Source organism: Kitasatospora sp. NBC_00315, from assembly GCF_041435095.1.
Lineage (GTDB): Bacteria > Actinomycetota > Actinomycetes > Streptomycetales > Streptomycetaceae > Kitasatospora.
Map to the genome: position 1 here is coordinate 260,785 of NZ_CP108025.1, position 12,132 is coordinate 272,916.

The 12,132-nt window shown below is 71.7% G+C and carries 10 protein-coding genes; 7 read left to right on the top strand and 3 right to left on the bottom strand.

All coding sequences use genetic code 11. The features are described from left to right. Window positions 1–16 precede the first annotated feature (16 nt). Window positions 17–1,003 (bottom strand): cyclase family protein, encoded by a 987-nt coding sequence (locus tag OG823_RS00925; RefSeq protein WP_371476580.1) that lies wholly within the window; start codon window positions 1,001–1,003, stop codon window positions 17–19. Further along, window positions 1,000–1,941: a fumarylacetoacetate hydrolase family protein gene (locus OG823_RS00930; RefSeq protein ID WP_371484262.1), complete on the bottom strand. Its 942-nt coding sequence runs from the start codon at window positions 1,939–1,941 to the stop codon at window positions 1,000–1,002. Before OG823_RS00930 ends, OG823_RS00925 begins: the two co-directional genes overlap by 4 nt. A gap of 154 nt (window positions 1,942–2,095) precedes the next feature. Here OG823_RS00930 and OG823_RS00935 point away from each other — a divergent pair, with 154 nt between their 5' ends. From OG823_RS00935 to OG823_RS00945, 3 genes are all read left to right on the top strand, one after another. Further along, complete coding sequence (locus OG823_RS00935; RefSeq protein WP_371476581.1) at window positions 2,096–2,995, top strand: LysR family transcriptional regulator; 900 nt, start codon at window positions 2,096–2,098, stop codon at window positions 2,993–2,995. Between the two features lie 211 nt (window positions 2,996–3,206). Further along, window positions 3,207–4,451: an MFS transporter gene (locus OG823_RS00940; protein ID WP_371476582.1), complete on the top strand. Its 1,245-nt coding sequence runs from the start codon at window positions 3,207–3,209 to the stop codon at window positions 4,449–4,451. A gap of 55 nt (window positions 4,452–4,506) precedes the next feature. Beyond that, window positions 4,507–4,665 (top strand): hypothetical protein, encoded by a 159-nt coding sequence (locus OG823_RS00945; RefSeq protein WP_371476583.1) that lies wholly within the window; start codon window positions 4,507–4,509, stop codon window positions 4,663–4,665. A 269-nt stretch (window positions 4,666–4,934) separates the two neighbouring features. On the opposite strand, the gene OG823_RS00950 is transcribed toward OG823_RS00945, so the two are convergent. Next, window positions 4,935–7,409 (bottom strand): glycoside hydrolase family 3 protein, encoded by a 2,475-nt coding sequence (locus tag OG823_RS00950; protein ID WP_371476584.1) that lies wholly within the window; start codon window positions 7,407–7,409, stop codon window positions 4,935–4,937. A gap of 661 nt (window positions 7,410–8,070) precedes the next feature. Here OG823_RS00950 and OG823_RS00955 point away from each other — a divergent pair. The 4 genes from OG823_RS00955 (at window position 8,071) to OG823_RS00970 (ending at window position 11,832) form a co-directional block, all read left to right on the top strand. After that, window positions 8,071–9,288 carry an FAD-dependent monooxygenase gene (locus tag OG823_RS00955; RefSeq protein ID WP_371476585.1) on the top strand — a complete coding sequence of 406 codons (1,218 nt, stop codon included), beginning with the start codon at window positions 8,071–8,073 and terminating at the stop codon, window positions 9,286–9,288. A gap of 23 nt (window positions 9,289–9,311) precedes the next feature. Further along, complete coding sequence (locus OG823_RS00960; RefSeq protein WP_371476586.1) at window positions 9,312–10,343, top strand: cupin domain-containing protein; 1,032 nt, start codon at window positions 9,312–9,314, stop codon at window positions 10,341–10,343. Window positions 10,344–10,379: 36 nt separating this feature from the next. Further along, window positions 10,380–11,261 carry a fumarylacetoacetate hydrolase family protein gene (locus OG823_RS00965; RefSeq protein WP_371476588.1) on the top strand — a complete coding sequence of 294 codons (882 nt, stop codon included), beginning with the start codon at window positions 10,380–10,382 and terminating at the stop codon, window positions 11,259–11,261. Between the two features lie 103 nt (window positions 11,262–11,364). Next, entirely contained in the window at window positions 11,365–11,832 is a 468-nt protein-coding gene (locus tag OG823_RS00970) for a MarR family winged helix-turn-helix transcriptional regulator (protein WP_371476589.1), read from the top strand. The last annotated feature ends 300 nt before the right edge of the window (window positions 11,833–12,132 follow it).

Below are 12,132 nucleotides of genomic sequence, written 5' to 3' on the forward strand. Positions count from 1 at the left end.
CGGTTGCCGGTCGGTCTTACTTGACGGCGACCGGGTTGACCGGGGAGCCGACGGCGCCGGTGATCGGCAGCGGTGCGGCGGTGAGCCAGAACTCGTACACGCCGTCGACGGCGCAGTGCTCGGCGAGGGCGTCCGGGTCCCACATCTCGCCGATGAGCAGGCCCATGTTGGGAATGGCGACCTGGTGCAGGGGCTGGAAGGCCTGGTCGAACTCGTTGGGCCGCACCTCGAAGCCCCAGGTGTCGGTGGCGACGGCCGCGATCTCGGTGCGGTGCAGCCAGCCGGCGGTGGTGAAGGAGAGCCCGGGGGCGTCCCCGCCTGCGTAGTCGCCCCAGCCCTCGCGGCGGGCGCGGGTGAGCTGGCCCGTGCGGATCACCACGAGGTCGCCGCGTCCGACGGCCGAACTCGGGCCCTGGGCCTCGATGGTGGCGCGCAGGTGGTCCTCGGTGATCGCGAAGCCGTCGGGGAGTTCGCCGTCGGTGCCGAGCGCCCGGCCGACGTCGAGGAGGACGCCCCGTCCGGCGACGTCGGCGGCCATGTGCTCGATGCCGGTGACCTGGTCGCCCTCGGAGGTGACGGTGCTGGCGGCGTCACGGCCGTTCCACGCCCTGCCGTGGTCGAAGATGTGGCCGAGTCCGTCCCACTGGGTGGAGCACTGCAGTGGCATGGCGATCACGTCGTCGGCGCCGCCGATGCCGTGCGGGAACGGCTGGTGGCCGGCGGCGGCATCGGTGCCGGTGTCGAGCATGGTGTGCACCGGGTTGGTGCGCCGGCGCCAGCCCTTCTGCGGGCCGTTCATGTCGAACCGCTGCGAGAGCGAGAAACTGACGCCCTGCCGGACGAGGGCGGCGCCCTGCCGACGCTTCTCCTCGTCGAGGTGGTTCAGGGTGCCGAGCCGGTCGTCCGCTCCCCACCGGCCCCAGTTGGAGTACGCGGCGGCGGCCTTGGCGATCTCGCCCTCGGGGTCGGTGCGGTCGAGAGCGTCCCGGTCGAGGGTGGTCACCGCTCCTCCGCGACGCAGCGGGTGCGCTGGGCACCGAGGCCGGTGACGGTCCCGTCCATGACGTCGCCGTCGCGCAGCAGGCGGCCCCAGTGCATGCCGTTGCCGGCCGGGCTGCCGGTGAGGACGAGGTCGCCGGGCAGCAGGCGGGTGGTCTGCGAGGCGTAGGAGACCATCCGTGCCACGTCGAAGATCATGTCCTTGGTGGACTCGTCCTGCATGGTCTCGCCGTTGAGCTTGAGGGTGACCTGCAGGTCGGAGGGGTCGGTGACGAACGCGGCGGGCACCAGGTAGGGGCCGAGCGGGGTGAAGCCCGGGGCGTTCTTGCAGCGCAGCCAGTCGGTGCCGATCTCCGGCATGTCCTTGCGGAAGACGAGCTCGCGGGCGGTGAGGTCGTTGGCGATGGTGTAGGCGGCGACGTGGGCGAGCGCCTCCTCGGGGCCGACCCGGTAGGCCGGCCGGCCGATCACGGCCACGAGCTCCAGCTCCCAGTCGGGCTTGGTGCACCAGGCGGGCAGCACCACGTCGTCGTACGGCCCGGTGATGGAGGACGGCAGGCCGATGAACATGTACGGCTGGTCCTCGGCCGCGCGGCGGTCCATCATCGCGGCCACGTCCGCCCGGGCCTGCTCGACCGTCCGGGTGTCGTCCGGGGAGCGGTGGGCCACGGCGAGGTCGACGACGTGCTGACGATAGTTGGCGCCGGACTGCAGCAGTTGGCGGGGCTCAACGGGCGGCAGGGTCCGCAAGCCCTCCAGCGGACGCCAGGGCCGGTCCCCGTCCGCCGCCAGACGATGCAAGGCGGGCAGCGTCTCCTCCCAGCGTTCCAGCAGGTCACGGGTGGTGGACGGATTCCCGGCCTCGGGAGCCTGACCGAGGTCGAGCACGAGGTCGCCGGCCACCAGGCCGGGGAAGGGCGCGCCGTCAGCGTCGGCGAACATGCCGAGTGCGAAGGGGCCGGAGAGTTGCGCTTGCGTTGCCACGAGGTTTCCTCCTGATGCGATGCGACTAATGTGGCCCCGATCCGGCAATCACGGAAATCGATTCTCTGGATGCCGGCCATCCACCGAACAGATGCGACGGCGGACCCCGCGAATGAACCTTGCGACCCTCGACCTGAACCTCGTCCCCGCCTTGCGCGCCCTCCTGGAGGAACGCAACGTGACCCGGGCCGGCACCAAGGTCGGCCTCAGCCAGCCCGCCATGAGCGCCGCCCTCTCGCGATTGCGCAAGCACTTCGGCGACGAGCTCCTCGCCCGCTCCGGCAACAGCTACACCCTGACTCCGCTCGGCACCGTACTGCTCGAACTAACCTCCACCACATGCGAGTTGCTGGAACGCGTCTTCACCTGTCAGGCGTCCTTCGACCCCGCGATCGAGCGGCGTGAATTCACCCTGCTCGCCTCCGACTACGCCGTAGCCGTCTTCGGCGCCGAGCTGGCCCGGGTCGTGCACGACGAGGCACCCGGTGTGCGGCTGCGCTTCCTGCAGGTCGGGCCGGCCCTGGTCGAATCCATCGCCACCTCGCTCAGTTCCGTGGACGGGCTGCTGATGCCGCACGGTGTGATCAGCGGCTTCCCGTCCATGGACCTCTTCGCCGACCGGTGGGTGTGCCTGGTCGCCGACGGCCACCCCGAGATCGGCGACACCCTCACCCTGGGCGACCTGGCCCGCCTGCCCTGGGCCGTGTACCAGCGCACCCACGACGCGCCGGCCGCCCGGCAGCTCTCGCTGCTCGGCATCGACGCGCGGGTGGAGGTCTCCGTGGAGACCTTCCAACTGCTCCCGGCCATGGTCGCCGGCACCACCCGGGTCGCCCTCGTCCAGGAACGTCTGGCGGCACGGCTCGGCCCCCACAGCGGCGTCCGGACCCTGCCCTGCCCGTTCGACGCCGTCCCGCTCAACGAAGCCCTGTGGTGGCACCACGCACACACCCAGGACGCCGCCCACACCTGGCTCCGGGACACCGCGGCCCGGGTCGGCGCCGCCCTGTGAGGCAGCGTCATCCAGGCGGCGGATGGCAGGCATCCGCACAATCGATCGGCGCGACCGTTCCCCCCGGCGCCCGCGGCCCCCAGGATGGCTGCCACTGCGACCCGCCCGCACGGTGCCCGTCGCCGGCCCGGAGGGCCTCCCCCGACCGGCCGACCCCCGTCGCACCCGATTGCGGCGGCCGTGGTCCCCCAACCATCGATACGGAGCCGTCATGCCAATTCCTGCCCCCGGTCCCGCCACCGTGGCGAGCGCCGCACCGAACGGCAGCCCACCCCCGCGCCCGCGGTCGACGGCCGCCCTGCTGATGGCCGGCAGTTGTCTGCCGATCCTGGGGGCGGTCCTCATCGCCCCCGTCCTGCCACGGATGCAGGACCACTTCGCCACCACGCCGGGCGCCGAAGTCCTGGTGCCGGTCGTGCTCACAGTGCCCGCCCTCGCCCTCGCCCTACTGGCACCGTTCGCCGGGGTCCTCGTGGACAGGCTGGGCCGCAGGCGACTGCTGACGGTCTCCACCGTGGTGTACGCCCTCGTCGGTACGGCGCCGCTGTGGCTCGACTCACTGGGCGCCATCGTGGCCGGCCGGGTCCTGGTGGGCATCGCCGAAGCCGCGATCATGACGTGCTGCACCACCCTGATCGGCGACTACTGGTCGGGCCGCGAACGCGAGCGCTATCTCGCCCTTCAGGCCATGTGCGCCTCGCTGTCGGCGACCGCCTTCTTCGTGCTCGGCGGAGCGGCCGGCTCCGCCGGGTGGCGGGCGCCCTTCTGGGCCTACGCGGTCGGGCTCGTGCTGGCACCGCTGATGGCCACGCGTCTGCGGCCCGTCCATCCGGAGACGGCCTCGGAGACGCGCAGCGGGGAACGCCGCCCGTTCCCGCTGCGGAGCCTCGCCGCTCCCTGCGCACTGACCTTCTTCGGCGCGATCGTCTTCTACACCGTCCCGGTGGAGATGTCGTACCTGCTGGAGGACCTCGGGGTGACCTCGGCCGCCGCGGCCGGACTCGCAGCGGCGGCAGCCAGCGCGGCGACCGTGGCGGGCGCCGCGTCGTTCCCCCGACTGGCCCGGCGTGCCGAAGCACTGCTGCCGCTGGTGCTCGCCGTCTGCGCCGCCGGCTTCGCCGTCATGTGCTTCGCTCCCAGCACTCCGCTGCTGGTCCTGGGCGCGGTGGTCAACTGCCTGGCCACGGGGCTGCTGCTGCCCACGCTGGTGACCCGCACCCTGGCGCTGCTGCGCCACGAGGACCGTGGCCGTGGCACCGGCCTGTGGAACGCGGCCTTCTTCCTCGGCGAGTTCCTCTGCCCGCTCGCCCTGCTCGGGCTCGCCGGAGCCGTCGGCACCCTGGCCGGCGCCGTCGGCGTGCTCGCCGCGGTGACCGCCGTGGTGGCCCTGGGCCTGGCCGTCGCCCGTGCCCGGCGCGGCGCCACCCCGGCGACGGTGAAGGCCGCGGCTGTCTGACCTCAGCCGCGAACAGCGGACGAGCGGCGTCACCGGGAGGTGGCGCCGCTCCGCCATGGGCGCGACCTCTTCGTTCGCCCTGTACCGGGAGAAGTCGGCCCGAGCCAGAGCGGCGCCGGCCGAGCGCGTACCGGCCGGTGAAGGCGGGACACCGCTGTTCGACCTGATCGAGGGAGTCCCCCGGGAACAGGTTGCCGGTGTCATCCTGCCGTGACAGACGGCCGCCTCCCGGCAGCGGCGCCGGGGAGGAGCGTTCCGACTCCTTCGGACGGCGGTGCCCGGGTGTACCGCAGCGGGCAGTCGGCGCCACCTGCGAGCCCGCGAGAGGCCGCCCGCGCACCTCCGACAGTGACCGCGACGGCGTGGCCATCGCCGAGGACGGACGGGAGCCGCCCCGGTGACACGGACGAGGGACGCCCACGACAGCAGCCCTCCGGAACCGGCGGCCGCCGGTTCCGGAGGGCTTGCGAGTGCTCTGCCAGGTCAGCTGATCGTGAGTGTCCGCTGGGCGGCAAGGTCGCGGGAGGACCGGCCGGCGTGGACGGTGTAGAGGCCCGGGACGAGTGCCCAGGCACCGGACTGCCAGACGGACAGGTCCTCGGCGGGGACGGTGAAGCTCACCCGGGTGCTGGCCTTGGGTGCGAGCTGGAGCTTGCGGAACCCGACCAGCCGGCGGGGCTCCGCGTTGGCGGCCGCCGGAAGAGCCGCGTAGAGCTGGACGACGCTCCAGCCGGTCCGGGCACCGGAGTTGGTCACGTTGACGGTGGCGGTGAGCAGCTTGGCGGAGGCGTCGTAGGAGGTGGTGAGGTCCCCCAGGGCGAAGGTGGTGTAGGAGAGGCCGTGCCCGAAGGGGAACAGGGGGCTCTGGCCGTTGCGGTCGTAGTAGCGGTACCCGACCGCGATGTCCTCGCTGTAGGCGACGGTGACGCCGTCGCCGGGGTAGGTCGCGGGGGTACTGCCGGGCCCCTGGGCGGGTGCGGCAGGGAAGGTGACCGGCAGGCGGCCTGCGGGGTCACTGTCGCCGAAGAGGACCGCGGCCAGGGCCGTCCCCATGGCCTGTCCTCCGTACCAGCTCTGCACCACGGCCGCGACGCTGCCGAGCCACGGCATGGCGACCGGGCCGTCGGTGTTGAGCACCACCACGGTGCGCGGATTGGCCGCGGCGACGGCGGCGATCAGCTGGTTCTGGTCGCCGGGGAGGTCGAGGCCGCCGTGGTCCATGTCCTCGCCGGCGGTGCGGTTGGCGAGCACGACGACCGTGTCGGCGGCCCGCGCGGCGGCGACGGCCGCCGGGATCAGGGTATCCGGCTGCCAGCCGAGGGTGAGGCCGACCTGGCCGTACTGAGCCGTGGCGTTGGTGTAGACGACCTCGATGTCGACGGTGCTGCCGGCGGTGAGGGTCGTCGTGCCCTGGAGGGGGTAGTCGAAGGGGCCCAGGAAGAATCGCCGCATGTGGCGGGTCCCGGAGACCACCGTGGTCCCGTTGACCGTGAGGCCGGCGGTGCCGGAGGGCAGCAGCGAGAAGCGGTGCAGGCCGGTGCTGGTCGGGGTGAGCCTGCCCGTGTAGCGCGCCGACCAGACCGGGGGCAGGCTTGCGAGCGGCGCCTGCGCGAAGTCGATGCCGGCGACGGTCTCCGTGACGACGGGGGTCCCGCTGGCCTGGGCTCCGGCGTAGTAGCTGACGGTCAGGCCGGCCGCACCGGCGGCCGTGCGGAGAACTCCGGAGGGCACGGGCGTGAGGGGGATGTCGCCGAGGCTGCCCTGGGTGTGGGTGACCGACGTGCTGCCCGCCCGGTTCCTGATGGCCTGGAGAGGTGTGGTCCACGAACCGGGGTCGACGTAGGTGGAGCCGGAGACACCGGTGATGGCGTCGACACCCGCCGGGCCGATGACGGCGACTGACGCGGACCCGGCCAGCGGCAGGACGGAGTTGCGGTTCTGCAGTAGCACGGTGCCGTGGACGGCCAGGTCGTGGGCGAGATCCCGGTTCACCTGGGTGCTGACGTTCGCGGACGGGGTGGGAAGCGGGTTGTCGAACAGCCCGGCGGCGATCATGGTGGTCAGGATCCGACGGGCCGCGTCGTCCAGACGTGCGGCGCTGATACCTGAAGTGAGGCTGCCGGCGGGAATCTGCACGGCGCCGGGACCCAGGCCCGCGAGGTCCATACCGGCGCGGGCTGCGGCCACCTGGTCGTCCCCGGCCCAGAAGTCGGGAACCGTGTAGCCCTGGAGGCCGATGGTCGTCTTGAGGTCGGCGAACAGGGCGGCGTTCTGGACGGCGAAGGTGCCGTTGACCTTGGGGTACGACACCATCACCGAGGTGAGCGGCGTGGTGGCCACAACGCGGCGAACGGGCGCCTCGTAGATCTCGTGGAGGGCCCGGTCGGAGGCCGTGACGTTGACGGAGGTGCGGTCGGTCTCCTGCGTGTAAGCGCCGAAGTGCTTCACCGTGGCCACCACGCCCTGCTGCTGCATCCGTGCTGTGAGGTTGGCGGCCAGCGTGCCGGCGAGGTACGGGTCCTCGCCCATTCCCTCGGCCTGACGGCCCGAGCGCCAGTGCCGGGCGATGTCGACAGTGGGGGCGAGCAGGTTGTTGTAGCCCTTCGCGCGGCCTTCGGCGCCCAGGGCCGCACCCAGGCTTCCGGCCCGTCCGGCGTCGAAGGTGGCGGCCTGGGCGACGGGCACGGGGAACGCCGTCACACCCGTCTCGCCACGCAGGCCCGCCGAGGCGTCGGCCATGGTCAGGGCCGGAATGCCCAGGGAGGCCAGAGCGGCGAAGTCGCAGCGGACGAGCGCCTCCTTCTGTGCCGGCGTCATCACGGCGAGGAGCTGGGCAGCGCGGCTCTGCGGGGTCGAGGCTGACGCGACGGCACCGCGACCGGACGCCGCGACCGCGGGCACCACGGTGGTGGCCAACGAGGTCAGGACGGCTGTGGTGAGGAACGTGCGACGGTTCATGGGACTCTCCAGTCGAGTCTAGTGCCGGCCGGTGGCACGGCATGTGGGGGGGCGTTCCGGAGATGTGGGGCAGCACGGGACGGCGGGGCAGTGCCATGGCAGGGCGATGCCACGGCAGGGCCATGCCACGGCAGGGCGCCCATCGGGCACGGCGACGGTCTGCGGGCGCGAATCCACGCGGGCGATGACGCCGGGACGACAGGGACGGCGCGGCGGCGGGGACAGTGGGGCGTCGCCTCGTTCGGAGGGACGCCGGACTGAACGGCGACGGCCTTGGCGGGTGGGGGCAGGCGGCCGAGTGGTGGGGGCCGGCGCGCGGCAAACGGCAGAAGCCGTGCTCACGGCCGGATAATGAATCGTTTCATGCCATTCGGGAACCTAGGGTCTCCATATCCGGAGGTCAAGACCTCCGGCATTACCTCGCATATTTCGATGGACCGCTCTCGAAGCATCAGCGACACGAATACCCGCGCCACCCGAGCGAATGAACCGTTCCAGACGCGAACCCCTCCACTCACCTGGAGACGACCGGGCCATTGACCTCCAGGCCCCGCACCTCCTATCGTCCATGCATCAACGATTGATGTACTGATCATCTGCCTTGATGCGGATCCGTCGATCGTTCACCTTCCTCCACCCGCCTGCCCACCGAGGAGACCCCATGCCCTCGTCCCTCCGGTCCTGCCAACTCGCCGTAGTGGGCGGAGGCATCGGCGGACTGGCCGCGGCTCTCGCGGCCGCCCGCGCCGGCCGCACCGTCACCCTCGTCGAGCGCGCCACCCGGTTCGGCGAGATCGGCGCCGGCCTGCAGCTGGCCCCGAACGCCTCGCTCGCCCTGGACGAGCTCGGCATCCTGGCCGACGTGCAGCGCACGGCCGTCACCCCGCCCCGGCTGGTCATGATGGATGCCGTCAGCGGCGTCCAGATCACCGAACTCGACCTGCGCAGCGAGGCCTACCGGGAGCGCTTCCGCCATCCCTACCTCGTCACCCACCGCACGGACCTGCATGCCGCGTTGCTCGCCGCCTGCCAGACCCACCCGCGGGTCACCCTGCACACCGGCCATACGGTGACCCGCGCCGAGCAGGACGACTCCGGCGTACGGCTGCACTTCGAGGAGACGTCCGAGGTGCTGACGGCGGGCGCAGTCGTGGCCGCCGACGGCCTCCGCTCCAGGCTGCGTCAGGCGCTCGTCGGCGACGAGGATCCTGTCTGCTCCCGCTACGTCGCGTTCCGCGGGGCCCTGCCCGCCGAGCGGATGACGGGCCCCATGTCCCAGCACGCCGCGTCCGAAGCCGTGATGGTGTGGGCCGGCCCCCGGTCGCACCTGGTCCAGTACCCGGTCCGCCGAGGTGAGTTGTACAACCAGGTCGCGGTCTTCGAGAGCGACCACTACACGCCGGAATCCGACGACTGGGGCACCGAGGCCGAACTCGAGGAACGCTTCGCCGGCGCCTGCCGGGCAGTCCGCGACGCTCTGCCCCTGGTGTCACGCGAGCGGCGCTGGCCCCTGTACGACCGGCCGCCCCTCGACGCCTGGGTTCACGGGCGGATCGCGCTCCTCGGCGACGCGGCCCATCCCATGCTCCAGTACCTCGCCCAGGGCGCCTGCCAGGCCCTGGAGGACGCGACCGCCCTCGGCCGCGCCCTGGAGGAGTCGACCGACATCACGGACGCATTCGCCTCCTACGCCGGGCGGCGCCGTCGACGCGCGGGCCTGATCCAGACCAACGCGCGTCGCTTCGGCGAGATCTGCCACCTGGAAGGCACGGCGGCCACCCTCCGCAACACCCTGCTCGGCAGCCGTTCGGCGGACGGCTTCGACGACATCTCCTGGGTGTGGACACCGACCGGCGGCACCGTCACAGCCGCAGCCTGAGGAACGACCGAACGGAGACAAGCATGACCGACGACGCCTACAAGGCGCTCGAAGACCTCGGCGCAGCCCCACTGTGGCGCTTCTACGGCAACCTCTTCCCTACCGAGCCCCGCAGCCGGGCCACCCCCCACCGGTGGAGCTGGCAGGAACTGCGCCCGCACCTGATGCACTTCGCGCGGACGCTCTCCCTCGACGAGGCCGAACGCCGAGTGCTCATGCTGGTCAACCCGGGCCTCACAGACCCGCCGGCCACCGTCAACACCCTCTACGCCGGGCTCCAGATCATCCTCCCCGGTGAGACCGCCCAGGCGCACCGGCACACCTCCAACGCCTTCCGCTTCATCCTGGAGGGCAGCGGCGCCTGGACGACCGTCAACGGCGAACCGGTCCACATGGCCCCCGGTGACCTGCTCCTGACGCCCGGCTGGCACTGGCACGACCACACCCATCGGGGCGACGCCCCGATGATCTGGCTCGACGCCCTGGACTACCCCCTCGTCAACGCACTGGAGGCCGGCTTCTACGAGAAGTACCCGCAACGCCTGCAACCGGTCACCCGGCCGGACGACGCGGGCAGCCGGCAGTTCCTGCACGGCCGGCTCACCCCGGCCTGGCTGACCCCGGACGGCCCCAACTCGCCCGTGACCCGCTACACCTGGACCGAGACCGCCCGCGCCCTCGACGCCATCGCGGACACCGCCGAAGGCAGCGACGTCGACGGCATCGTGCTGGAGTACACCAACCCCTGGACCGGCGGCCCCGTCATGCCCACCATCGGCTGCCGGATCCACCGCCTGCGCCCCGGGTTCCAAGGAGCCGGCTCCCGCCACACGGCATCCACCATCTTCAACGTGGTCCGCGGCGAAGGCGCCACCGTGGTCGACGGCGTACGGCTCGACTGGTCGAAGCACGACACCTTCGCCGTCCCCGGCTGGAGCTCGTACCGGCACATCAACACCGCCTCCCAGGACGCCGTCCTGTTCTCCTACAGCGACGAACCCGTCATGCGCTCCCTCGGCCTCTACCGCGCCGAGCCGGCCGACCCCGGCGCCTGAACGACTCCTCGCCCAACCACCCAGCAAGGAACCCACATGCGCCTCGCCCTCTTCAACCACGGCAGACTCGGCATCGTCGACGGCGACGACCTGGTCGACGTCACCGAACAGCTCGCCGGACCGGGGCCCTACGGACCCGCGGGCCCGCTGCACCGCCACATCGAGCAGTTGGCCGCAGGCACGGTCCGGCTGCCCGACCTCGCCTCCGGTCTGCGCACGCCCCTGTCCGGAGCGGCGCTCGAAGCCCCGCTCCCCCTGCCCGGGAAGATCATCGGAGCGCCCGTCAACTACCTCGACCACAAGGCCGAGATGGAGTACACCACCTCGGTCGCCGACCTCGGCGTCTTCCTCAAGGCCAACTCCTCGGTGATCGGGCCCGGAGAGAACATCCTCCTGCCCTACAGCGACAAGCGGACCGACCAGGAGGGCGAGCTGGGCGTCGTCATCGGACGCACCGCCTCCCACGTCAGCGCCGAGGAGGCCCTTCAGCACGTCTTCGGCTACACCTGCCTCCTGGACATCACCGTCCGCTCCGACGAGGACCGGTCCACCCGCAAGTCCTTCGACACCTTCACCCCCATCGGCCCGTGGATCGTCACCGCCGACGAGATCCCCGAGCCCGACGCCCTGGACCTGCGCTGCGACGTGGGCGGCACGACCCGCCAGCGCACCAACACCGCCGACCTCATCTTCGGCGTCCGCGAACTGATCGCCTACACCAGCTCGGTCATGACCCTGCACCCCGGCGACGTCATCGCCACCGGCACACCGGCCGGCGTCGGTCCGCTCAGCCACGGCGAGCGTGTCGTGGTCGACATCGAACGCATCGGGCGCCTGGAGGTCGGCGTGGACGGGTCCAACGCCATCCCCTACGGACAGCGGCCCGGGCGACGCTCGGCGCCCGCCCCGTCGCACTGACGCGTTGTACAGCTCTTCGAGATGGCGCCGTCGACTTGTGGAATCATGAACGGAACCCGCCCGCGATCACGGCGGCGCCACCTCGGCAGCAGAGGACGAAGCATTGGCACGCGCGCTCGACCTGGAGAACTACGTCGGGCATCTGATCCGCCGAGCAGAGCAGGTCCACACCGCACTCTGGGCCACCCACGTCTCAAGGGACGTCACCTCCCAGCAGTTCGCCGTCCTCAACACCCTGGCCCGAACCCCCGGCATCGACCAGCGCACCCTGGCCTCCGCCACATCGCTGGACCGCTCGACGGTCAACCACATAGTCCGCCGGCTCACCGACCAGCACTACGTCACCCAGGTCCGGGACGAGGCCGACCGCCGGCGCACCCTGCTCGACCTCACGCCGGACGGTGACCGCCTCCTGAGCGGCCTCACTCCGGCCGCCGAACGTGTCAATGAGCAGCTCCTGGAGGCTCTGCCCTCTGCCGAGCGGGCGATGGCGGCCAGTGTCCTGCGGAAGATCGCCGGTATGGACAGCGACCTGTCGAACAGCCCGCGAGCGGAAGACGACGAGCGGTAGAGATCTGCTGCTGGTCGCCGTCGATCCGGCCGACCGCGGCGAATCTGCGGATTTGGTGGAAAGGCGCCGTCGAACGACGCCACTTCACTGAGGAACACCGGCCGGCGCTTGGACTCGACCCGGCGGCGGCCAGTTCACGGCCGAGCGCCTGCATCGCCATGCCCTGGAGCACGGTTCGTCCGGCCAGACCACGGTGTCGCCCTCGATGAAACCGACATTGGTGATCGAGCCCTCGGCGATCACAACCGCCCTGCCCCACCAGCAGCGCCTCGTGGTAACCCTCATCCATCGCGACCTGGC